A 23,464-nucleotide genomic window follows, 5' to 3' on the forward strand; every position below is an offset into this window, starting at 1 on the left:
GCTACGGACGCGTCAGGATGATTTCACCGTTGCTCTCATATGTGCGGGCGCCAAGGAGTGCTGCAGCCGCCTTTGCGAAGGCTTCAGGCTCATTGGTTCGAAACGAACCGACGAAGCGACCTGAAGCCAGCGAACTATCTTCGATGCGGATCTGGGTCGCATTGTACCTGTTGAATTCGGCAACGGCGGATCCGAGCGTTTCGCCCTCGAACACGAGCTGGCCCGTTCTCCAGGAAAGGCTTCGATCAATGTCATGAACGGACTTGGTCGCGGCTCCAGGCCCCGCTCTGTTGCCGGCATACAAGCGGCTACCTGCACTCACCGACCTCCTGACGGCCGGATTGGCCACACTCCAGATCTGCACCGTTCCCTCGGTCACCTGAATGTCGGCGCCGTCCATCGTCTTGCGAACGGAGAAGGCCGTACCAACTGCTCGAACCCGCACGTCCCCGGCCGATACGACAAAGGGACGCTCCTTGTCCTTGGCTACCTGAAACCACGCCTCGCCGCGATCAAGGGCGACGTCCCTCCCGGTAGAGCGCAGCCTTACGTTGATGGAACTGTCGGTGTTGACGACGGCGAGCGAACCGTCGCTCAGCGGCATCCGACGCACCTCGCCTAGCGCGGTGACGATTTCTTTCGACGATGAACGCCACGAACTAAATCCGAGCACCACGCTGCCGAGAGCGAGGGCGAGCGCACCCGCCATCAGCGAGCGCCTGCCCAGTGACGCCCGATGCTTGACCGGGGGAGCTTCCACATCGTCATTGGACGAGGGCAGCACACGTGCACGATCCAGTCCCGCCCAGGCGGCGCTGGCACGAAAATATGCCCCCTCTCGACGTGGGTCTTGCGACTGCCACGCCTCCAGTGCCGCCAACGTCTCGGGATCGTCTGGGCTGGAATCAACGCGCGCGACCCAGGCTATTGCAGCCTCTTCGATCGCCTCTGCTGATTCTCTCTCGCTCATGACACTCCATATCGCATCGATCATCGATGGCCGTCGGCGGCTGTCTCACGCGGACGTGGTGCCTGAATCCGCCATCTAACAGCAACGCATCAAGCAAAAAAGCCGGAATCTGGATCACGCACGCAAGCGTGGTGAAGCAGACACATCGGGTTCTAGAAATTCCAACCGTTTGAACGGAAGGTGCATTCTGATGCATCTTGCATGGTGAGAGTGTCCCGGCCTGACGGCTAACGCCGCAAAAAGGGGCACTTTGTACACGGACCGAGGGGAGCCGCCTGTGAAGAGTCGCGATGCCGCATATGAAGGCCATGTTGGCAACGGTATCGCCTCCAAAGCTCCGGAAATTCCATCATCTCGCAAATACCATCACGCGTTGCTTACCGGCGCCCTGCTCGTTGCAGCTGCGGGCGCCCAGGCTGCAGATTCTCCCTCAAGTCTATGGTCGGGATTTCTCGATCCGTCAGCGGACGCGAGGCCCATGGTGCGATGGTGGTGGTTCGGACCTTCGGCAACAAACCAGGATATCGACCGCGACATCGAGCAAATTCGGAAGGCTGGATTTGGCGGTGTCGAGGTCCAGGCCGTCTATCCCCAGATTCCTGATGGCGGCCTTCCTGGACTGCGGAACTATAGCTACCTCTCACCGACTTTCCTGGACGCGCTTGGGCACGCAGGGCGAAAGGCTCGCGCCGAAGGTCTGCGCATCGACGTCACCGGAGGAAGCGGATGGCCGTTCGGCGGCCCTCACATCGGCGTCGACCAGGCGGCCGCCGAAATCCGGATGGCGAAGATCGCCGTTCCGTCGGGCCAGACTGCCGTTCGATTACCCGCGCTTGGACCAGGCGAGAAGATCGTTGCCGTGAAGATCGGCGGCAGCGCCAAGACGCAGATGGAGCGAATTGCCGATTTCGATGCGACAAGTGGCAGCGTCCTGCAGTTGCCCTCCGTCGAAGCCGGACGCGAGGTTCTCGTCTTCGTCGCCGGCAGGACCGGTCAGCAGGTCAAGCGCCCTGCAGTAGGCGCTGAAGGCTACGTTCTCGATCACATGAGCAAGGAAGCAGTTTCGCAGCATCTCAAGGTGGCGATCCAACCTCTCCTGACCGCCTTTCAGGACCAGTTGCCGCCCGATGCTATCTTCTCCGACAGTCTGGAAGCTTATGGCTCAAGCTGGACGGACGACCTGCCCGAGGAGTTTCGGAGGCGCCGCGGCTATGACCTGCTCGACCATGTGGAAGTGCTCTTCACCGACGCGCCGAAAGGTGTCGACGTCCGTTTCGACTGGGCGCGCACCTTGGCCGAGCTGGTCGACGAACGCTATCTAAGCGCCATCCAGTCATGGGCGTCTGCAAACGGCACCCGGTTCCGCGCCCAAGTATACGGGATTCCGCCCGTCAGCCTGTCGAGCGCATCGCGCGTCGCGTTGCCGGAAGGCGAGGGAGAGGACTGGCGCAGCTTCACGTCCACCCGCTGGGCGACCTCCGGCGCGCACCTATACGACAAGCCGGTCGTCTCGTCAGAGGTCTGGACCTGGCTGCACTCACCCTCCTGGGCGGCGACGCCTCTCGATCTCAAGATGGAGGCAGACCGCCACTTCCTTCAGGGCGTCAATCAGCTCGTGGGGCACGGCTGGCCGCTCAGTCCGAACGAAGCCGGCAATCCGGGTTGGAGCCTCTACGCCGCCGCGGCCTTGAACCAGCATAACCCCTGGTCGATCTCCATGCCGGACGTCACCCGCTATCTCCAGCGTCTCTCCCACCTTCTCCGCCAGGGCAGCCCGGACAACTCCGTCGCGATCTACCTCCCTATCGAAGATTCATATGCCGACATGCGGCCAGCCCACGCATCTGCCAATGACGCGATGCCCAAGCATGTCTCGGCCGCCCTAGTGGGAGCCGTGCTGGATGCAGGATATGGCTTCGACTTCGTGGACGCCGAGGCGGTCAGCTCCAAGAGAATGAAGCACAAGCTGCTGATCCTGCCTCCAATCTCCAGGATCGATCCAAATGCCTACGCGGCCATCTCGCGCTGGGTAGAGGATGGCGGCAAGCTCGTCGTGATCGGAGATCTGCCGCAATCAGCTGGCGGACTGCAGGAGGGCAAAGCACGTGGCTCGGTCCTGGCTTTGTCGAGGAAGCTCGCCCGCCAGCACGCGTTCTCGAAAATTGGCATTGAGGCCCTCGGCACGCAGCTTCCCCTGCTGGCTCCACGCGACCTGCATCTGGCGAAATCGGATTCGTCCGTAGGTTTCATTCGGCGCGCCACCAGCGAAGGCAGCTTCGTCCTCATCGTCAACAGCAGCAACCAGCCGGTGTCCAACGCCGTCATCCTGAGGGATGGGCAGACCGGCGCGCAATGGTGGGATCCGATGACGGCATCCCGCTGGTCCGCCGGTACCGGTTCGATTCCCATCGCCCTGGCCCCCTACGAGTCCAGGGTTCTCTTCCTCCCCAAGACCTTAGAGCAGCTGCCCCCAGCCAGCGCGCTCGTGCGATCGACCGTGTTGAGGAGCGACTGGAGCCTTGAGTTCGACGGCCGCGGACGAAAGCCGGCCGCCCCTGGAAGCTGGACGGACACCCCCGCATTGCAGCACTATTCCGGGGTCGGCTCGTACCGGTTCATGATCGACGCGGACGTTCGCCCCAACCGCTGCTTCTCACTCGACTTCGGCGAAACTATTCCGAGAGCGGCGGTCAAGGAAGCCCGACATCTCGCTGCGGTCGATGCGCCGGTCCGGGAGGCGGCACGGGTCAAGGTCAACGGCCAGAATGTTGGAAGCGTCTGGGCTCCCCCCTACCGCATCGACGTCTCGAAGGCGCTGAAGACCGGACCGAACGAGATCGAAGTCGAGGTTGGAAACAGCGCGCTGAACAATCTGTCCGGACAGACGCAGCCGGATCGCCGCCTGCTTAATCTGCGATACGGAGAGCGCTTCGCTCCGCAGGACACGGAACTGATCGTACCGCAGCCGTCTGGCCTGATGAAGCCGGTGCAGCTCGTCGAGGGGACGGCCGGTGGCGGAGTCTGCGGCGCGGAAATCGCGGGCACACCTTCGGCTGGGCATCCCTGATGAGCAAGGACGTGGCACGGCAGGAAAGCAGCGGAGTTGGTGCAGATGAAGCATGATGTCCTAATGGCAAAGCGAGGGGTCTCCATACTGCGACGTCGTCTGGCTCTGAGTCTGATTGCGATGCCGTTCGCGCAAAGCGCGTTTGCAGGACAGGTCAGCATGGAGCGACGCGTGGACATCAAGACCTATGGCGCTCGAGGCGATGGCGCGTTCATCAACACCGCGGCTATCCAGTCCGCCATCGACGCCTTGTCTGCCAAGGGTGGCGGCACTGTGGTGATTCCAAAGGGCGTATTTGTGTCCGGGGCCCTCTTCATGAAGCCCTCGGTTCACCTGCACCTTCAGGCTGACGCGGTCCTGCGATGCACCACGGACATGCAGCATTTCCCTCGTCGGCGCACTCGCATCGAGGGCCATTTCGAAGATCGCTTCATTCCGGCCTTCATCAATGCCGACAGGTGCGATGGGCTTAGGGTGACCGGGCAGGGCACGCTCGACGGCGCCGGTCGACCGATCTGGGACAAGTTCTGGGCATTGCGCAAGGCAGCGCCCGATCCTGCGAACTTCCCCAACCTCAGCGTCGACCGCGCTCGGCTGATGCTCATCGAGAATTCGCGGAACGTCACGATCGAGGGGATCAGATTCAAGGATTCGCAGTTCTGGAACCTGCATCTGTATAGGTGCCAGGGCGTATCCATCCGGGGGGCGAGCTTCGTGGTGCCCGACGACTACAAGCAGGCTCCGAGCAGCGACGCGATAGACATCGACAGCTCCCAGAACGTCACCGTGGAGGACTGCTTCTTCTCCGTCACGGACGACTGCATCGCTGCCAAGGGATCGAAGGGCCCCTACGCCATGTCCGATCGGGAGAGCCCGCCGGTGGAGAACATCCGCATCCGTAATTGCCATTTCGCCAGAGGGCATCAGGCATTCACCTGTGGAAGCGAAGCGACCATCGTCCGCAACGTCGTGATGGAGAACTGTCGCGTGACCGGGGCCATGAACCTCCTCATGCTCAAGCTGCGCCCCGACACCCCACAATACTATGGGGACATCGAAGTCCGCGACATTCAGCTCGACAGCGATGGCGGAAGAATCCTGCTGGTCGAGCCCTGGTCGCAGTTTCGGGATCTCAAGGGCGCAGCGCCACCCCATTCCGTGGTGCGCAACATCCGTCTGCGCCGCATATCGGGCAAGTTCGGATCGTTCGGCGTCATCCGGCCGAACCCCGGACAGACGGAGATTGGAGAGATCGACGTCCGTCAGATCGCCCTGAACCTCGATCAGGAAGCAGAGCTTGCGGTGACGGGCAAAGCTACGGTCCTTTTCGAGGACGTGGTCATCAATGGCCGCTCCGTGAATGGGCCCGCGCGGAAGGAGGCGCCGGTCGCTCCAGACGGCTACCGGCTTTCAGGATGAAGTGGCCGGGATCATAGGCGGCGACAGGGCGCCGGCGTCCATGATCCATGTCCTTAACTGCGCTGACCGCCGTCCTTCGTGAGCGTCATCGGAGCAAGAACGCTCAACGCTTCCTCGGCAGCCTCTTCACCCGCTATCATGGAGCCAAGTATCAGCTTCAGCGCCTTCGCGACGTCGTTCTCGACCGTATATTCGGGCAGTCCCATCTCTTCAGCGACCTGTCGCTGGGGAAGGCCTTCGATCTTGCGCAACTCAAGTATCTTCCTGCAGCGCTCTGGAAGCCCCTGGATCAGCCGCCTCACCCTGTCGAGCTCGCGCTTCCCACCCGTGACCCGCTCCGGCGAAGGTGCATCCGTGCTGATCTGGAGAGCCTCGATGTCGGCAATCGCATCGATGTTCACGATCCGCGCGCGACGGATGCGCTCGAGCAGCAGCATCCGCGCAGTGGTGAAGAGATACGCCCGGCCCGAGCGGATCTCGCCCACGTCGGTCAGGCGTGAAATCCGAAAATAGGCTTCCTGAATGATGTCGTCGAGATCCTGATGCGGAACCGAGCGGCGCAGGCGCGTGCGCAAATCCTTCTCGTGAGGCAGCACTTCCGTCGCCACCCACTGCATGATTCGATTGCGGTCGCCAGTCATCCTCAATCCCCAGATTATCGCCTGACTTAGGTGCCAGGTCCCTATTCGTAGAAGCCACCCATCACTATAATCACGAAAAGCCTGCGATTTAATGTGCCAACGCTGGCATAGCGCCCCTTCTGCACATATGTCGACATTTTTTGTCTCTCGGAACGGAAATCAAGCTGCCAATCATCCAGTGTGGGAGGCCTTTAACGTCCGAAGGGCGGGAAGGAAGTCAGAAGGTTGTCCTGACCATTGGCTTTCATTCGTTGGCCGCTATCGTGGGAGGACACATGAGAATCACCAGGCGCGCGGCGCTCCAGACCGGCTTGGCTGCCGCTACTTTGCACGCTTTAGGGCCGGAAGCGAGAGCCGCCGACAAGTCGAAGGCGGAGCCCCTCAGACTAGGCGTGTGCTACTATCCCGAGCATTGGTCACCCGATCGTTGGAAACAGGATGCAACCGACATGGCGGCTCGCGGGATCAGCCGGGTGCGGATCGGCGAGTTCGCATGGACGTTGATGGAACCAGAGCCGGGGCGATACGACTGGGCATGGCTCGACCGCGCCATCGATACGCTGTCCGCGGCGAAACTCGGCGTAGTCCTTGGCACTCCAACGGCAAGCCCTCCTGAGTGGATGGTCGCGCGCCATCCTGAAATCCTTCCGGTGGGCAAGGATGGTAGGATCAAGTCTTTCGGCTCCCGTCGCTACTACAGCTTCTCCAGCACTTTCTATCGAGAGCAAGCGACTCGGATCGCGACAGCGATGGCCGAACGCTATGGGCGTCATGCCGGCGTGGTAGGATGGCAGATCGACAACGAGTATGGCTGTCATGACACCACCTATTCCTACGGGCCGGCAGACTTGACAGCTTTCCGCCTATGGCTACGCGCTCGCTACGGTTCCATCGAACGCCTGAACGAGGCATGGGGCACAGTGGTCTGGTCACAGCAACTGCCAAGTTTCGAAGCCGTGAACATGCCCATGTCCAGCCCCTACGATTTCCCGCCAGACATGCTGCTTGATTTTCGTCGCTTCTCGTCGATGCAGGTGCTCGCCTTTCACAAAGCTCAGGTTGCGGCAATCCGGCCGCTGTCCCCCGGTCGCTTCGTCACAACGAATTTCATGGCCAATTTCACAGAGTTCGATCATTTCCCAGTCGGGGCAGATACGGACTTTGCGTCGTGGGACAGCTATCCGCTTGGCGTGGCAGCTGGCGGAGACGACGCGCGATGGGACCGAACAGGCAATCCAGACCTGACGGGTTGGAACCACGACCTGATCCGCGGCCTCAGCGCCCAACCATTCTGGATCATGGAGCAGCAGCCAGGCGCGGTTAACTGGGCGCGCTATAATCCTGCCCCGCTGCCAGGTATGGTGCGCCTATGGGCCTGGGAGGCATTCGCCCATGGCGCTGGAGCGGTCAGCTGGTTTCGCTGGCGACAGGGTCAGGTTGGTCCGGAGCAGATGCATGCCGGGCTCAACCTTCCCGATGGTGAAATTTCCCCCGGCGGTGTCGAGGCCGCAAGGGTAGCCAAAGAGATTGTCAAACTGGGTCCGGTCCCATCCTGCGAACGTGCCGATGTCGCGCTGCTCTTCGACTACGAATCCACGTGGATGTCGGAAATTCAGCCCAACGGCATCGGCGGAAGCGATCTGGCCCATGCACAAAGCTGGTACGCGGCGCTTCGTGGACTGGGAATGGACGTGGACGTCCTGCGACCTGGTAGCAATATCGACGGATACCGGCTGATTGTAATTCCGTCGTTGTGGACCATCCACGATCGAACGCGTCAGGCACTGAAAGCTGCTTCCGGGCTGGTGCTGATTGGGCCTCGGAGCGGCTCAAAGACACAGAATTTCAGCATACCGGGCAATCTCCCTCCAGGTCCGCTGCAGGCACTCATACCTATGAAGGTCACGCAGGTAGCTTCGCTTCGACGGGGAACCACCGTGTCTGTGCAAGGCGATCAGATAGCGGGAAATGCGATGGAGTGGCGCGAATGGATCGACACCGAACTCCCTTCGCTTGCGGACTATGACGACGGTTTGCCAGCGGTCATTGATGGCGGCCGTGTCCGCTATGTAGGCTGCAAAGGGGACGCGACGTTCAACGCCGCGATCATGCGCGCCGCAGTGCTGAAGGCAGGCTTGCAGCCGGTCCCGCTTCCGGATGGGGTTCGACTGCGGCGCCGCGGACCTTACCGGTTCGCCTTCAACTATGGCGCGACGCCCTACCAACTTTCCGATCAGGCCAACGCGCGCTTCGTAGTCGGCGGGCCCGTCGTAGGTCCTCAAGACTGTGCAATCTGGATGGAGAGGTGATGGAGCGCGGAACATCCGTCGTACCCTGTCGCCGGGCGAACTACGCACGCTCTCCTTACGCGCCCTGGATGCCAGCGCATTCGCGATCTCGATTGTTTTTTGGAAGGGGCAAACGGGAATCGCTCTGCCATTCATCCTTTAATGGGGCACCTTGCCAGATCGATAATCAGAGGGGAACGGCATGTCGGAAAGTTGGCGCAAGGACGACCACGGGACGACTGAATTCTCTCGCAAAATAAATCAGCTGGGGCTGAGCCGTAGAACCTATCTGCTTTCCTCAGTCCTTTTTTCCGCTCATGGCATCCTTGGACGGGCCAGCCCCGCTGGTGCCACCGAAGCGGCCTCGTCGAAAGTCGTGCTCGAGCTGCGCGGCGACGCCCCAGGCGACAGGTTCGACGGCATCGGCGTGGTCAACGGCGGCGGTGCGACTTCGGTTCTGCTCAAGGACTATCCCGAACCGCAGCGGAGCCAGATTCTGGACCTCCTCTACAAGCCCAAGTTCGGCGCGTCGGTCAGCGCTCTGCTGGTCGAGATTCCTGGCGATGGAAATTCCACGCAAGGCTCAATGCCGAGCCACATGCACAGCCGCGAGGATCTCAACTTTCACCGGGGATACACCTGGTGGATCCTGTCCGAGGCGAAGGAGCGCAATCCGCGCCTGAGCCTGGACGCCACCGCATGGAGCGCGCCTGGCTGGCTGGGTACGGAGGGCAAGCTCTTTCCACGCATGGAGGGGCAGGGAGACGCCAAGTTCTTCTCCCCCGACACGATCGACTATTATGTCCATTGGCTCGATGGGCTCCGCCGCGAATATCGGCTCGAACTGGACGCCATCGGCGTTCGGAACGAGAAGGGCGTCTCGTACGAATTCGCCAAGGAGTTTCGCAGATCGCTGAATGAGCGCGGCTACTCCAAAGTGAAACTGCACGCCTTCGACAATTGGCCCGAATGGAAGCTCGACTTCGTCAAGGACATGGTAGCCGACAGGGAGCTTCGGGACTCGATCGACATCATCAGCGCACACACCTTTTACTCCAACTTCAAGGTATCGCCGGAGGTCAAGGCCGCCGCCAAGGCGATGGGGAAGCCCATCTGGAACAGCGAAGACCATGTCTACAAGAAGGGGTTCGACTGCGCGATCAGCATCGTGGAATGCTTTAACCGAAACTACATCGACAGCGGGGCGACCAAGGTCGTCAACTGGTACGACATCGCCGGCATCTACGCGCTCGAACCATATTCGGAGGACCCGGCCGCCCTGCTCGCCCATGAGCCTTGGAGCGGGCACTACAAGGTTCGCGAGGCCCTGTGGGGATACGCCCACTACGGGCAGTTCTCAGAGATTGGCTGGACCTACCCGGCTGGAGGCAGCGGGAGCCTGCCCATGGGAGGATCCTACGTGTCCCTGAAGTCCTCGGACGGCGAATTCAGCGTGATCATTGAGACCAAGGGCGCATCAGCCAGCCAGGAAATGTCGATCGAAGTCGGACCGGGCATGGCAAGAAGGCCTCTGTGCGTCTGGCGAAGCAACGCCTCGGAACAGTTCGTCCGCCTCGCCGACCTGACCTTGAAGAAGGGGATTTGCTCGGTCACGCTGGAGCCGGACTGCATCTATTCGCTGTCGTCCACGCGTGGGCAGCAGAAGGGTGGCTTCGCCGACATTCCACCATCGTCTAGCTTCCCCTTTCCCTACTCGGAGAATTTTGCCCCCTACGCGCGGCCAAAGGACTGGGGCTATCTGCCTCGCTTCACCGCGGACATCGCCGGTGCGTTCGAACTTTCGCGGCGGCCTGACGGCGATGGGCATTGCCTGCGGCAGGTCGTTCCCGTTCCGACCATCTCCTGGGCGCCGGACTGGCGACCCTACACCATCCTTGGAGACAGCGAGTGGACCGACTATGAGGTCAGCGCCTCCATCTGGCTCAATCCAGGCGATACTGCAGGCGTGATGGGCCGCATCAATCATGTGGGCACTGGGTATGGCTTCATTCCCAAGGGCTATTTTTTCGAGATCGCCGATGGAGGGGTTTGTCGGCTCGTCGCCATCCGAGGCAAGAAGAACCCCAAGGCGCCCGTGGGCGATGCCGAGCAGCAGGCGATGGTTCAGAAGGCCAAGCCCATCGAAGGCGGCGAACTCGTCCTCGCCAGTACCACGCATACTCCGCTCTCCAGCGGGCGCTGGCACAAGCTGACGCTTCGGTTCAAGGGTGAAGAGATCACAGGTCTGATAGACGGCGTAGCTATCCTGAAAGCCCTGGACAGTCTCTACGGCAACGGCATGGCGGGTCTGCTTGCAGGCCAGACGGCGGAAAAGGTCAGCACACCCTATTATGCGGATCTGACCGTGGGGCCCGAAGCCGCAAAGTCCGGGCAATCCAACACGCCCGCGGACTTCCGACCCATCTATGCACGATGACGCACTCTTCCGGCCGTTCGAGGATCCCATGCTGACGAAATCCATTTCCCGCCGAAGTCTCATCCTGACCGGCTGCGCACTCCCGGTCGTCGCCACGCCCGGCATGGCGGCCGTGGTCCGCCCACAGCTGAAGCACAACCAGCTTAGCGTTCCCGCGCCTTTCGATATGCCCTCGATCGGCGTGCCGGACTTCTCAGCCTCTAGGCAGTTCGTCATCACGGACTATGGCGCGGTGCCTGACGACAAGCGCCGTAACAAGATTGCGATCTCGAAGGCGATATCGGAGGCCCATTCCGTCGGCTCGGGCGTGGTCGTCGTGCCGCCCGGGACTTGGGAAGTCGGCAGCATCCATCTTAGGAGCAACGTCAACCTTCATCTGGCGAAGGGGGCGACGCTGCTGTTCTCGGATGATCCGAAGGACTATCTCCCCGCCGTGCAGACGTCCTGGGAAGGCATCGAGTGCTTCAACTACTCGCCGCTGATCTATGCCTTCAACTGCCGTAACGTAGCCATCACGGGCAGCGGCACTCTGCAGGCGCGGCTAGACCTATGGAAGATATGGTATGCACGTCCCAAGGCGCACATGGACGCGCTCGTCGAACTATACCAACTGGCTCGGCACAACGTAGCGGTTGCGAAGCGGCAGATGGCAACGGGAGAGAAGAACCTTCGCCCGCATTTCATCCAGTTCAACCGCTGCCAGAACGTGCTGGTGGAGGATGTGTCCATCGTGGGCAGCCCTTTCTGGACGCTGCACCCGCTTCTCTGCCGAGACGTGGTGATCCGTCGCCTCAACGTCTTCGCCCATGGCCACAACAACGACGGCGTCGATCCGGAGATGAGCCAGAATGTGCTGATCGAGGACTGCAAGTTCGACCAAGGCGACGATGCGGTCTCGGTCAAGTCCGGGCGAGACATGGACGCGTGGCGGCTGGGCGTGCCGGCGAAGAACGTCGTCATGCGCAACTGTCGCATCGTCAACGGTCACCAGATGATGGCGATAGGAAGCGAGCTCTCGGCCGGCATCGAGAATGTCCTGGTCGACGACTGCCACTTCGTCGGCAGCGGCAAGCTGCGCGAGGGCACGACCGTGCCTATGAACAATCTGCTTTTCGTGAAGACGAACGAGAGGCGCGGCGGATACGTGAAGAACATCCACATGTCCCACGTGACAGCGACGGCGCTGGAAGGCGGCGTTCTCGCCGTCGCCACTGACGTACTCTATCAGTGGAAGACCCTGCTTCCCACCTATGAGCGCAGGCTCACGCCGATACGGGACATCCATGTGAGCGATGTGAACGTGGGCACCGCACAGTTCCGCTGCTCGATCCTTGGCGAAGCCGACATGCCTGTACGCGACGTCACGCTCGAAAAGGTGAAGGTGAAAACTCTCCTCTCTGCACCTCTCACGCTGCAGCACGTCGAGAAGTTTGCTGAAACCGAGTGACGCAATGGCTGCGCCTGCGCTTCGAGCGGCGCAGGCGTCGAGGGCCTCCCCGACGCATCCAAGGGGGGAGCGGGAGCGCCGAAACTGCACGTTCGGCGTTCCCGCTTTTTTTCGGTCACCCCGGTGCACGACCGCTCCGCAGTTGCGCCGTCGTCTCGTCAACAACACGCTCCAGCAATCGAAACCGCATTCAAGGGGCCGACGCAGATGTTCTCCAGATTGATCCTCTCCGCAGTCGCGCTTGCGGCAGGTGTACTTCCTGCGGACGGGCAGGTGTCTGCGACCGCCCGCCAAGACCTGGAGGCCATCGCAATTCCTCGTTGAGAAGACGTGCTGGGCAACATCACCCCGCCCACCGCTGGTTCGGCCACCGGCACGCCGATCTCGCGTCGATCGAGCAACCCAGCCGTCGTGTCCGCTCAGCCAGATGCTGGAAAGCTGCGGGCGTCGTTATCAGACCGAGGGCCGAATCTTCGCCAGCTACTGTTACTCTGACGGCCAAGGCTGGTGAGTCCGAGAAACAATTCGCTCTTCAGGTCCAGCCTCGGCCGAAACCCCAAAAGCCGACCCGCTATCTCTTTGCCCTCTTCACCAACGGTCCTGTCCCGACAACCATCGAAGAGCAAATTTGAGCCAGTATCTAGCGGTAGCCAGATGGACCATGCCGAGGAAGCTGTTTGCCAGCTGATCATAGCGGGTGGCTATGGCGCGGTTGATCGTGAGGTGGCCGAGCATGCGCTCGATGCGGTTCCGCTGCTTGTAGAGTGCTCGATCATGTTGGATTTTTACGCGGCGGTTTGACCGTCCGGGAATGACAGCCTCGATCTTCCTTTCGGCAAGGTCGGCACGGATGACATCAGCGTCGTAGCCTTTGTCAGCAAGCAGGGCGACCGGTTCGCGCTCGGGCAGGCCGATCAGGGCGTCATATGCTTTGCGCTCTGCGGCCTCGCCGGCCGTCAAGAGGAAGGCAAGCGGTCGACCAAGGGCATCAGCCAGGCAGTGAAGCTTACTGGTGAACCTGCCCCGCGAGCGTCCGAGAGCGCGTCGATGAGTCCCCCTTTTCCGTCCGCTGCCGAGACGTGGGCGCGGATTGTGGTGCTGTCGATGCTGTAATGGCCGCTGTCCGCCATAATCTCGGCCAGCGTGACCGCCATGGTCTCCCAGACTCCGGCTTCGCTGCATCGCCGGAACCGGCGGTGAACGGTGTTCCAACTCCCATACCTGGATGGGACGTCGCGCCATGGCGCTCCGCACCGGAGCCGCCATAGAATGCCGTTAACGATGGAGCGACTTTGCTCGGGGCGCCTACCTTGTCCACGATTTTCAGGCTTGATCGGCAGCAGACCTTCCAGGATATGCCATTCCGCTTCGGTAAGGTCGCATTGGCTCAAGTTTGCCTCCAAAAGGCAGCCTTGAATCAATTGGCAAGGGGTGCGTCAACTGTCGCCCCTCAACCTCATCACGGTTTGTGCTGCTCTATGAAGGCCGTCGCCTCATCGAGCGCTTGCTGCGCCTCACGCAAGGGGCTCACTGGAAAGACGTGCATCATTTCCGGATAGCCCCTGTGCACCACGGAAGGATTACGAAGCTTGAGACGTAGGCCGTCCGAATGCAGGATCTCGCGATCCCCCGTGAAGATGATGGTGGGTGGGAGATTGTCCTGAATTGCGAACAGCGGACTCACGCGCGGGTCTTCGGGTGAAAGGCCCTTCAGCCACATCGGACCGATCTCCTTGAGCATCTTGAGCGAGAGGGCGGGGTCACGCCGTTCAAGCGCCGGTTGATCCGGCCCGCTACCGCTCAAATCAAGCGCCGGCGAAAATAGCACGAGCGCTCGGGGCTGGGGCAACCCCTCGTCACGCATCGCCTGTGCCAGAAGAAGCGCCAAACCTCCCCCCGCCGAGTCGCCGCAAACAATGATATTCTTAGGCCCGTATTCGGCAGCCCGAGAAAGGAAATGCCCTCTGATCGCCGCGGTTGTGACCTCCCAACTTGCTTCAGGTCCAAGCGGATAGATCGGGGCGATAACCTCCGCGTCGATGCGGCTCAGCAGACCCTCAATTAGGTTCCACTGGATCGCCTGGAGGTCGAGAACATATGCGCCTCCGTGCAGATAGAGCAGTTTCAGGGTCGTTGCCGGAGCCCCTTTCCGACGCACGCGAAAAACGCGCATGCCGTTTTCCGCGCTCTCACGCCAATCCAGCCCGCCCGCCAGTTTCCTAGGCGGTTTGCTCGGCCCCTGAGCCCGATCTTTCCTGATCGTATCGGCCAGAACCTTCGGGTCAGACAAGTTCGGTGTCAGAAGCTTCACAAAGTGGTAAAAGGCCCACCCGCGAAGATTGAACTTGAACTTGGGGTTGGGATCGATGGCGTCGAATTCGGACATGATCCCAGCATAGTCAGGGCCCGGCTTTTTGAAAGCGGAACCGTCGGCAGTTGAATTTGTCCACGCCGCCTATCAAAGTTGTGATATTGCTCGTGCGCTTTTGCTAAGAACGATTAACAGGGCAAAAATCAACATCTGCAAAATATAACAGGTCAGTTTTGGCATGGAAGTTTCTAAATTCATATAATCTTTAAGCAGCATTATTCGTAAGAATGATTTATATTTCATCGATTATTTTTGTCATGATAAAATACTAAAAGACTTGATGCGATATTTGATCGAATTCTCGTAGCTTTATGCGACTACGATACGCGCTTGTGCCTCCTCAACACAATCATACCCTTGATGACTGCCCGAACCATTCATCGTTGGGATCAACGCACCGGAAATCGCTCGCGCTGCGGGCGACGCAAGGAAAAGGATGACCGAAGCAATGGCTTGCGGCGTTACCCACTGGGTAAAATCGGCCGATGGCATGTCAGCGCGGTTGGTGGGCGTGTCGATGATGCTGGGCAGCACGGCATTAATCCTTATGTCCTGCCCTGCCAGTTCAGCGGCCAGGCTCTCGGTAAGGCGCGCGACCGCCGATTTGGCCGCGGCATAGGCACCCATGCCCGCATCAGCGCGAGCGGCTGCGCCTGCACCAATGTTGATGATCGCCGCCGACGGGGATTGTAACAGCCGCGGTACCGCAACCTTGCACATCGTCACTGCGGTCAATGCATTCATGCGGAACATCCGCGCCCAAGCATCCGCCCCCCCATCCTCTAGCGTCTGCCAGACGAAACCACCTGCGATATTGACCAGAACGGATGGAGCGCCAAGTCTGTCTTCCACTACGTCGAGCGCAACCTTTGCCTGCGCGACGTCTGCCAGGTCGACACCACCTATATCCCATGGCTTGGCATTCTGCGGCAGTGGTGCGAAATCGATCCGGGCGACACGGGCACCCGCCTCTTCAAAGGCGGCTGCAACGGCGCAACCCAAAATGCCAAAACCACCTGTGACTATGACGACCCGGTTCTGCACGCTATTTTCCTTAAAACTGTGTGAGCGCAATGAAGCTGGCGGCTTAGGCCGCCCGCGCGAAGAGGTCGATCCTTGTGGCCAGTGCGATATCGCGTACAGATACGCCATCGGCATCATGTGTGGTCAACCATATGTCGATGCGGTTATAGACGTTGAACCATTCAGGATGGTGGTTTGCCTTCTCCGCCTCGACGCCGACGCGGACCATCAGCGCCAGGGCTTCTGCAAAATCGGCGAGCGTCACCCGGCGGTAGAGCGCCCTGCGCGCCTCATCATAGGACCAACCAGGCAAGTTCACCAGATGCTGGTTCAGTTCGGGTAGGGATAGCGGAGCAATCATTATTTTCCTTGAAGTATGGATAGCCGCCGCGCCAATACGCGGCTTCAGGCCGTTATTATCCAGTCACCATCGATCTGCACCGGCCAGGTACCGAGCGACTGCCCCGTGCAAGGCCCGCCAACGCAAAGGCCGTCCTGCTTGCCAAACAGAGCGCCATGCCAGCTGCACGCGATCAGGCTGCCATCGGGCGTCAGATAGTCGTCCAGTTGCTGCGCGAGCGGCAGGCCCGCATGCGGACAACGGTCGATGTAGCCGAAAGCATCTGTCCCTTCGCGCACAACGAAGCCGTGGAAACGCCCTGCCCTCAACTGAAGCACGAAATTTCGGGCACCGCCGTCGGCAATATCTTCGGTCTTACACAGTTTCACTCCGGCGGGCGTGTGGCTCAGGCGCATATTGGCGTCCATCAGACGTCTGCATCCGGCTGGTGGTCGGGATGCGCAGCCACGACCGCGGGTAGCCGCGCAGCAGCTTCGCCGGCCGCGATGAGGTGCGGATAATCCTTCAGATCCACATCGAAACGACGCGCGCTGTAGAGCTGCGGAACCAGATAACAATCCGCCAATGTGGGGCTGTCGCCAAAAGCATAGAGCCCCCCGTGCGCCCCGATCAACGCCTCCAGCGCGGCAAAGCCGTCTAGGATCCACCGATGGATCCACGCGCGGACCTGCAACTCTTCGGCCTGGAAACGCGCTTTGATTTCGTTCAGCACACGCAGATTGTTGAGGGGATGAATGTCGCATCCGATCAACGCTGCCATCGCGCGGACAGTTGCCCGCTGGTCTGGGCCGTCAGGCAGCAGCGGGGGGGCCGGCCACCGTTCCTCAATCCATTCCAAGATGGCGGGGCTTTCAATCAGGACGGTTTCGTCATGCTGCAGCGCAGGTACCAGGCCGTGCGGCGCCAACGTCCGATAAGCCTGCGCCCGCTGGGCGCCTATACGCAGGTCGTGATTGACTTGGCTGTAGGCGACGCCTTTTAAATTGAGCGCGATCCGCACTCGATAAGCGGCGGAGGAACGCCAATAGCCGTGCAGGATCAGGTTGCGCATCAGGCAGGCTGAATCTTCGCCCGGCATTCGCCAAGGCCAATCGACACGAAACCGGGGGCCGACGCGGTGCCGCGCAGGATGATCTCGTCGCCATCCTCCAGAAAGCCACGGCTTTCGCCATTGGGCAGATGGATCGGCTCTTGACCGCCAGTCGACAGTTCGAGCAGACTTCCAAATCCGCTCCGTTCTGGTGCGGAAATAGTGCCGGTCCCCAGCAGATCTCCTGGATTTAGGTTGCAACCATTGGAAGCATGATGGGTGACGATCTGGTTGACGGTCCAGTACATGTTCGTCGCTGGTCCTTGGCTGACCCGGAACGGCGGAAGTCCCTGCTCGCGCATCGAGGCGGTAAGCAAGAAGACCTCCAATGTGATTTTAAGCGCGCCATGCTGTTGATCCAGCTCATCCGACAGGTAGGGGAGAGGCTGTGGGTCACCTTCTGGCCGGGGTGGTTGCGCTACTCGAAACGGGGCCATGGCGTCTGTCGTGACGACCCAGGGCGAAATGGTCGAGTGAAAGCTCTTGGACAAAAACGGCCCTAAAGGTTGATATTCCCAAGCCTGAAAGTCACGCGCTGACCAGTCGTTGAGGAGGCAAAAGCCGCCAATATGATCGGCCGCATCTTGGATCGAAATCGGGCTTCCCAGCGTATTGCCTTGTGCGATCCAGACGCCAATTTCCAGTTCGTAGTCAAGCCGGGTGCAGGGTCCAAAAACGGGAACATCTGCTTCCGGTGGTTTACGCTGACCGCTAGGCCGACGCACCGCTACGCCTGAAGGTCGGATGGAAGACGCACGCCCATGATAGCCGATCGGCACATATTTATAGTTCGGCAACAGCGGGGCGTCCGGCCGAAACTGCCGGCCAATATTTGTGGCGTGGTGAATGCCAACGTAAAAATCGGTATAATCACCGATCTGCGCAGGCACGAAGAGCGTGCATTCCGCAGCGTCGAACAAATATGGTTCAACGTGAGACCGATACGCTTCGTCCGTCAGCAATTCGCTGATCCGGCGGCGCAGAGCACGGCGCTGTTCTACAGGAAGCGATAGTAGAGCGTTTACGGAGCTGCTTGCTGCGACCTGCCGAAAGCCCTCATCCAGCAGATCGATCTGCGCTACAGCCCAAAGGTCGAGGATCAGGTCGCCGATTGCTACGCCGATCCTGGGTTCCTGCTCATGCGGCGCGAAAAGCCCATAGGGTAGGTTCTGCACCGGGAAGTCTGCATGCCCGACTGCGCTATCTACCCAGCTGATCCGGTCGGCTGCGTGGGTTTCGTCGACATTCCACCACTGCGTCACTTTAATTCCTCACCCTGTTGGGGCAGCTGCGCTTTGCGAAAGCCCTGCCAGCATTTGTCATAATCGGCCTGTAACAGCGGCGTGTTGATTGCCCATTGGGTCACGGCGAACGGGTACCGGCTCTCGAACATAAAGGCCATCGTCCCGTCGATCCGGTTGGGCGCCAGCTCCGCCATCACCGCCCTGTCATGGCTTTCCACATCAGGCCCATGGCCCGCCATGATATTATGCAGTGAGGCCCCGCCAGGCGCGAAACCGCCAGCCTTGGCGTCATATTCGCCATGGATCAGCCCCATATACTCGCTCATGATGTTGCGGTGGAACCAGGGCGGGCGGAAGCTATCCTCGGCCACCATCCAGCGCGGTGGAAAGATCACAAAGTCCATATTGGCTGTCCCGACCGTGTCGCTTGGACTGGTCAGGACCGTGAAAATAGACGGGTCGGGATGGTCGTAGCTGACCGTGTTGATGGTGTTGAAACGTCGCAGATCATAGCGATATGGCGCTGCATTGCCATGCCAGGCGACGACATCGAACGGGCTATGCGACAACTGCGTCGACCAAAGCGACCCCATGAACTTCTGCACCAACTCGACCGGGCGATCGACGTCCTCGAACGCGGCTACAGGCGCTTCAAAATCTCGCGGATTAGCAAGGCCGTTGGCGCCAATTGGTCCCAGATCAGGCAGGCGGAACAGAGCACCGTAATTTTCGCAAACATAGCCGCGCGCCGGTCCATCAACCAGTTCGACCCGGAAACGGATGCCGCGCGGGATCAAGGCGATCTGCAGCGGCGCGACCGTCAACACGCCCATTTCCGTAACCAGGCGCAGTCGCCCGGTCTGCGGCACGATCAGAAATTCACCGTCGGCGGAGAAAAAAGCGCGATCAACCATTGATAGCGTCGCTGCATAGAGATGGATGCCGCAACCAAAGCCGCCCGCTACATCCCCATTGCCAGCATAGGTCACCAGACCATCGACGAAGTCTAATCTTTCATCGGGGATATCGAGCGGGTTCCAGCGCAGCCGGTTGGGCGACAATTGCCCACCGGGGAAAGGCGACGCCTGGAGCCGGCTATTCCCGCCATAGGGCGCGAAGGGTGCATGGTTGGCGGTCGGCCGCATGCGGTAGAGCCAGCTGCGGTGATTGTCGTTACGGGGCGCGGTGAAAGCGGTTGCCGAAAACTGTTCCGCAAACAGGCCGTAGGGCACACGTTGCGGCGAGTTTCGCCCCACCGGCAGCGCCCCCGGAACTGCTTCAGTCGAATGGTGATTGCCCAAGCCGGGGAGTGTCGGCTCCCCAGCTTGGGATGCGTCGCCAACATGCGGCAAGGGACCGCCTGATGCCGATGCCGATGACTTCACGTTCATGGCTCAGCCCTCACGCGTCGACGGTGATGACACCGCGCCGGATCTGATCCAGTTCGATACTCTCGAACAGCGCCTGGAAATTCCCGTTGCCAAAGCCCTCATTGCCCTTGCGTTGGATAATCTCGAAGAAGATCGGGCCAAACATATTCTCGGTGAATATCTGGAGCAAAATGCCTTCATCGCCGACATTGCCGTCGATCAGAATACGGTTTTTGCGCAGCCGCTCGAGATCTTCGCCATGACCGGGCACGCGCTTGTCGACCAGTTCATAATAGGTTTCGATCGTGTCCTGAAGGCGAACACCCCGCGCGCGCAATTTCTCGACGGTGTCGAAGATATTGTCGGTGGTCAGCGCCAGATGCTGAATTCCTTCGCCCTTATATTGACGGATGAATTCTTCGATCTGACTCTTGTCGTCCTGGCTTTCGTTCAGAGGAATGCGGATCGCCTTGTCCGGTGCGATCATCGCCTGGCTGAACAGACCGGTCGCCTGCCCCTTGATATCGAAATATTTCTGCTCTTCGAAATTGAAGAGGGTCCGGTAGAATTCGCTCCATACGCGCATCTGGCCGCGACGGACATTGTGGGTCAGATGGTCCAGCAGGTCCAATCCGACATTGTTTTCAGCTTCTGCCTCGCGCCAGCCGGGAAGCTCTGCCCAATCAGCGTAGAGATCCGCGTCATCCTTTATGAAATAGAGGTAGGATCCTCCAATGCCCCGGATCACGGTATCGTCCTCATCGGTCGGCTTTGCGCCATGCTCCAGCGCCCAGCGCATCGCTTCTTTCGGATCCGCGACGCGAAACGCCATGGCGCTGGCCGAGGCGCCATGCTCCCCTCGAAACGCAGCGACCCGTCCGGCATCGTCCCTATTCAACATCAGATTGATCCGACCCTGCCTGTAGCGGGTGATGTTCTTGGTCGGGTGCCGATGCGTAGCTACAAAGCCCAATTGCTCGAACTGCGCGCCCATCGCCTGCGGATCAGGCGAGGTGAATTCTACAAATTCAAAGCCATTAAGGCCCAGGGGATTGCTGAGGGTGTCGGTCATGAAAAAATCCTCTCGATTTCTTACAGGTGCGGCGCGAGGCCAGCCACGAAGTTCGACATATTCTGTTTGCTGAGCCCCGCGATATTGATGCGGCCATTGCCCGCCATGTAGATGCCCTGCTCAGCGCGCAGCGATGTGACGGCGTTCTTGTCGATGGGCAGCATGGCAAACATGCCCCGCTGCGCCCCGATGAAGGCAAGGCCGGGATGCGATTGCGCCACCATCTGGCGCAGCATGTTGATGCGGTTACGCATCTCGGCGAGTTCGGCCATCCAGTCGTTGCGCAAATCATCCCGCTCCAAAATGGTGCGCACGATAGCCGCGCCATGATCGGGGGGCATCGACCAGATGCTGCGCGCCAGAGCGAGCATGTTGCCACGCACCGGCTCGCTTTGTTCAGCACAGGCCGATTGTACCCAAAGTGCGCCAACCCGCTCGCGATAGAGCCCGAAATTCTTGTCGCAACTATAGGCCAGTAGAGCGTTGGGCAGCGCCTCGAACAGAGCGCGAGAGGCCCAAGCATCTTCGTCGAGCCCATCCCCAAGGCCCTGATAGGCCAGATCGATGAAAGGAATGATGCCCTTTACGGCGCAGACGTCCGTAATCGACTGCCACTGCTCGGTCGATAAAGATGCGCCGGTGGGATTGTGGCAGCAACCATGAAGCAGAAGCACGTCGCCTTCTGCGGCGGCCTCCAGATCCTCCAGCATCGCGGCAAGGTCGATTTGGGCAGACGCTACATCATAGAAGCGATGCGCCCGTGCCTGTAACCCGGCCTCCTGGAAGATCGGGGCATGATTGGGCCAGGTTGGCGAACCAATCCAAATGCTGGCGCCCGGCAGAGCACGCCGCAGCAGTTCAGCACCCAAACGCAGCGCGCCTGTGCCGCCTGGCGTCTGAACGCCCACAATTCGAGGAGACCGGGCGAGCTCGCGCCCAAGCGCGACGTCCGCCAACAGTTCAGCGTAACCGATATCACCCTCAGGGCCCAGATAGGATTTGCTTTCCTGTTCCCTGAGCAGAATGGCTTCAGCGGCTTTGACCGCGCGCATCACCGGAGTGAGCCCAGCATCGTCACGAAAAACGCCAACGCCAAGGTCGATCTTTTCCGCGCGGCTATCGTCGCGATACAGGGCGATCAGACCAAGCAGAGCATCGGGGGCCTGCGGCGCCAGCGCGCCAAAGCCATCCAAGGCCGCTCGCCGGTCAACAGAAGCCAGATCTGTCATGCGATTTCCTTCGTCTTGGCGTAAGCTTGCGTACCGATATTGAAGACATGATCTTGGGGAAGCACGGTTGCGACCTCCAGCGCCTGTTGGCCCCGCAGCTCGTCATAAAGCGGAGCGAAATCCGTCTCGATCGTCTGTCTGAGCAAATCCTCGAAACTGTCGATTACGAAATAGCTCTGCTGAAAATCGTCGATCCGATATTGCGTGCGCATTAGCCGCTTGAGATCAAAGCCGAGCCGGTTGGGCGACGGATCGTCCAGCGCAAAAAGGGACTCGCCGTAGGATGACACGATCCCCGCGCCATAAAGCTTGAGATCGCTACCCTGCCGGATCAGACCGAATTCCACCGTGTACCAGTAGAGGCGTGCGAGATTTTCAATCGCCCCCAACCCGTCGGCGCGCAGCCCCCCTTCCCCATAGGCCTGCATATAGTCGGCAAATATCGGGTTGGCGAGCAGCGGGACATGACCAAAGACATCATGGAAGATGTCAGGCTCCTGAAGATAGTCGAGCTGCTCAGGGGTCCGAATAAACCGCCCTGCAACGAAGCGGCGGTTTGCAAGATGGTCGAAAAAAACCCGGTCGGGCACCAGGCCTGGGACGGCAACCACTTGCCAACCGGTTGCCCTCATTAGCCGTTCGGACAACTCGTCGAAATCCGGAATGCCCGGTTTGGTCATCCGCAGCATGTCCAGCCCGTCGATAAACTCCTGGACTACGCGCCCCGGCAGCATAGCTGCCTGACGTTCGAACAATTGGTCCCACATCGCATGTTCAGCAGGCGTGTAAGCACCCCAGTTCTGCGGGATCGTCCAATCCTCCGCCGCCCCTTCAGGCCGTTCGATATTTGCGTTTGCCATGCGCATCTTTTTGCACATTCCAGGCGAAAATAGCTTCCATTATCGCGCCAATACCAGCAAAGTTTGAAACCTAGTTTCATACATCAACAAGTTTGTGAAAAGTTCTATTCATATGGATAAAATCGACCGGCGAATCGTTGCGATACTTCAGGCTGACGCAACCGTCAGCCATGCTCAGCTCGCTACTCTGGTGGGCGCGTCCACAGCCTCCTGCTGGCGCAGGATCAAGGCTTTAGAAGCATTGGGAATCCTGACCGGGACCGTGCGGATGGTAGATCCCGCGAAAGTCGGTCGCGGCGTCAATGTTCTGTGCAACATCCGTATGAAGAGCCATGCCCGCGAAGCCAGACAATCGTTCGAAGATTTCGTCCTTACCCACCCGGAAATTATTGAGTGTTTTTCAATGTCGGGAGAATGGGACTATCTGCTGCGCATCGTCGTAGCCGATGTCTCGGACTATAATCTGTTCCTGATGCACACCCTGCTCGCGCATCCCAGCGTTCAGGGGGCAGCTTCGCATTTTGCTCTGTCTATGACGAAATACACAACGGCCATACCTGTCTGATGGCAGACAG

General features: G+C 60.0%; 19 protein-coding genes and 1 pseudogene. 6 read left to right on the forward strand and 14 right to left on the reverse strand.

Annotated elements, in window-relative coordinates:
• Position 1: 1 nt before the first annotated feature.
• Complete coding sequence (locus BMY84_RS18280; RefSeq protein WP_093085646.1) at positions 2 to 970, reverse strand: FecR family protein; 969 nt, start codon at positions 968 to 970, stop codon at positions 2 to 4.
• A 277-nt stretch (positions 971 to 1,247) separates the two neighbouring features.
• Here BMY84_RS18280 and BMY84_RS18285 point away from each other — a divergent pair, with 277 nt between their 5' ends.
• Both BMY84_RS18285 and BMY84_RS18290 read left to right on the forward strand, forming a co-directional pair.
• A complete protein-coding gene (locus BMY84_RS18285) occupies positions 1,248 to 4,037 on the forward strand; it encodes a glycosyl hydrolase (RefSeq protein WP_143075084.1) in 2,790 nt (929 codons plus the stop codon).
• Between the two features lie 171 nt (positions 4,038 to 4,208).
• Positions 4,209 to 5,456 (forward strand): glycoside hydrolase family 28 protein, encoded by a 1,248-nt coding sequence (locus tag BMY84_RS18290; RefSeq protein WP_177204070.1) that lies wholly within the window; start codon positions 4,209 to 4,211, stop codon positions 5,454 to 5,456.
• 53 nt (positions 5,457 to 5,509) lie between these two features.
• On the opposite strand, the gene BMY84_RS18295 is transcribed toward BMY84_RS18290, so the two are convergent.
• Positions 5,510 to 6,097, reverse strand: coding sequence for an RNA polymerase sigma factor (locus tag BMY84_RS18295; protein WP_093085552.1), 588 nt, complete (start codon positions 6,095 to 6,097; stop codon positions 5,510 to 5,512).
• 275 nt (positions 6,098 to 6,372) lie between these two features.
• Here BMY84_RS18295 and BMY84_RS18300 point away from each other — a divergent pair, with 275 nt between their 5' ends.
• The 3 genes from BMY84_RS18300 to BMY84_RS18310 all read left to right on the forward strand — a co-directional run bounded on the left by BMY84_RS18300 (position 6,373) and on the right by BMY84_RS18310 (position 12,269).
• Positions 6,373 to 8,406 (forward strand): beta-galactosidase, encoded by a 2,034-nt coding sequence (locus BMY84_RS18300; protein ID WP_093085553.1) that lies wholly within the window; start codon positions 6,373 to 6,375, stop codon positions 8,404 to 8,406.
• Between the two features lie 181 nt (positions 8,407 to 8,587).
• Positions 8,588 to 10,822 (forward strand): galactosylceramidase, encoded by a 2,235-nt coding sequence (locus BMY84_RS18305; protein ID WP_093085555.1) that lies wholly within the window; start codon positions 8,588 to 8,590, stop codon positions 10,820 to 10,822.
• Between the two features lie 28 nt (positions 10,823 to 10,850).
• Positions 10,851 to 12,269: a glycoside hydrolase family 28 protein gene (locus tag BMY84_RS18310; protein ID WP_093085647.1), complete on the forward strand. Its 1,419-nt coding sequence runs from the start codon at positions 10,851 to 10,853 to the stop codon at positions 12,267 to 12,269.
• 588 nt (positions 12,270 to 12,857) lie between these two features.
• Here BMY84_RS18310 and BMY84_RS18315 read toward each other — a convergent pair.
• The 12 genes and pseudogenes from BMY84_RS18315 to phhA all read right to left on the reverse strand — a co-directional run bounded on the left by BMY84_RS18315 (position 12,858) and on the right by phhA (position 22,889).
• Positions 12,858 to 13,535: an IS5 family transposase gene (locus BMY84_RS18315; protein WP_371262429.1), complete on the reverse strand. Its 678-nt coding sequence runs from the start codon at positions 13,533 to 13,535 to the stop codon at positions 12,858 to 12,860.
• Positions 13,481 to 13,690: pseudogene (locus tag BMY84_RS30505) on the reverse strand (transposase); the annotation flags it as partial. The gene BMY84_RS18315 and the pseudogene BMY84_RS30505, both read right to left, overlap by 55 nt.
• Positions 13,691 to 13,728: 38 nt before the next feature.
• Positions 13,729 to 14,655 carry an alpha/beta hydrolase gene (locus BMY84_RS18320; RefSeq protein ID WP_093085556.1) on the reverse strand — a complete coding sequence of 309 codons (927 nt, stop codon included), beginning with the start codon at positions 14,653 to 14,655 and terminating at the stop codon, positions 13,729 to 13,731.
• Positions 14,656 to 14,949: 294 nt separating this feature from the next.
• A complete protein-coding gene (locus BMY84_RS18325; protein WP_256215306.1) occupies positions 14,950 to 15,801 on the reverse strand; it encodes an SDR family oxidoreductase in 852 nt (283 codons plus the stop codon).
• Complete coding sequence (locus BMY84_RS18330; RefSeq protein ID WP_093085559.1) at positions 15,728 to 16,024, reverse strand: 4a-hydroxytetrahydrobiopterin dehydratase; 297 nt, start codon at positions 16,022 to 16,024, stop codon at positions 15,728 to 15,730. Before BMY84_RS18330 ends, BMY84_RS18325 begins: the two co-directional genes overlap by 74 nt.
• A gap of 44 nt (positions 16,025 to 16,068) precedes the next feature.
• Positions 16,069 to 16,434, reverse strand: coding sequence for a Rieske (2Fe-2S) protein (locus BMY84_RS18335; protein ID WP_218146987.1), 366 nt, complete (start codon positions 16,432 to 16,434; stop codon positions 16,069 to 16,071).
• Positions 16,431 to 17,075: a maleylacetoacetate isomerase gene (maiA, locus tag BMY84_RS18340; protein WP_093085562.1), complete on the reverse strand. Its 645-nt coding sequence runs from the start codon at positions 17,073 to 17,075 to the stop codon at positions 16,431 to 16,433. The genes BMY84_RS18335 and maiA overlap by 4 nt, the downstream gene beginning before the upstream one ends.
• A complete protein-coding gene (fahA, locus tag BMY84_RS18345) occupies positions 17,075 to 18,376 on the reverse strand; it encodes a fumarylacetoacetase (protein ID WP_093085563.1) in 1,302 nt (433 codons plus the stop codon). Before fahA ends, maiA begins: the two co-directional genes overlap by 1 nt.
• Positions 18,373 to 19,749 (reverse strand): homogentisate 1,2-dioxygenase, encoded by a 1,377-nt coding sequence (gene hmgA / locus BMY84_RS18350; RefSeq protein WP_093085565.1) that lies wholly within the window; start codon positions 19,747 to 19,749, stop codon positions 18,373 to 18,375. Before hmgA ends, fahA begins: the two co-directional genes overlap by 4 nt.
• 10 nt (positions 19,750 to 19,759) lie before the next feature.
• Positions 19,760 to 20,800, reverse strand: a complete 1,041-nt coding sequence (gene hppD / locus BMY84_RS18355; RefSeq protein ID WP_093085566.1) for a 4-hydroxyphenylpyruvate dioxygenase — start codon at positions 20,798 to 20,800, stop codon at positions 19,760 to 19,762.
• 20 nt (positions 20,801 to 20,820) lie between these two features.
• Positions 20,821 to 22,029, reverse strand: coding sequence for an amino acid aminotransferase (locus tag BMY84_RS18360; RefSeq protein ID WP_093085568.1), 1,209 nt, complete (start codon positions 22,027 to 22,029; stop codon positions 20,821 to 20,823).
• Positions 22,026 to 22,889 (reverse strand): phenylalanine 4-monooxygenase, encoded by an 864-nt coding sequence (phhA, locus tag BMY84_RS18365; RefSeq protein WP_093085648.1) that lies wholly within the window; start codon positions 22,887 to 22,889, stop codon positions 22,026 to 22,028. The genes BMY84_RS18360 and phhA overlap by 4 nt, the downstream gene beginning before the upstream one ends.
• Before the next feature lie 112 nt (positions 22,890 to 23,001).
• Here phhA and BMY84_RS18370 point away from each other — a divergent pair, with 112 nt between their 5' ends.
• Entirely contained in the window at positions 23,002 to 23,454 is a 453-nt protein-coding gene (locus BMY84_RS18370) for an Lrp/AsnC family transcriptional regulator (protein WP_093085569.1), read from the forward strand.
• The last annotated feature ends 10 nt before the right edge of the window (positions 23,455 to 23,464 follow it).

Origin of the sequence: Sphingobium sp. AP50, from assembly GCF_900109095.1 — a bacterium.
In the GTDB taxonomy this organism is placed as follows: Bacteria; Pseudomonadota; Alphaproteobacteria; order Sphingomonadales; family Sphingomonadaceae; genus Sphingobium.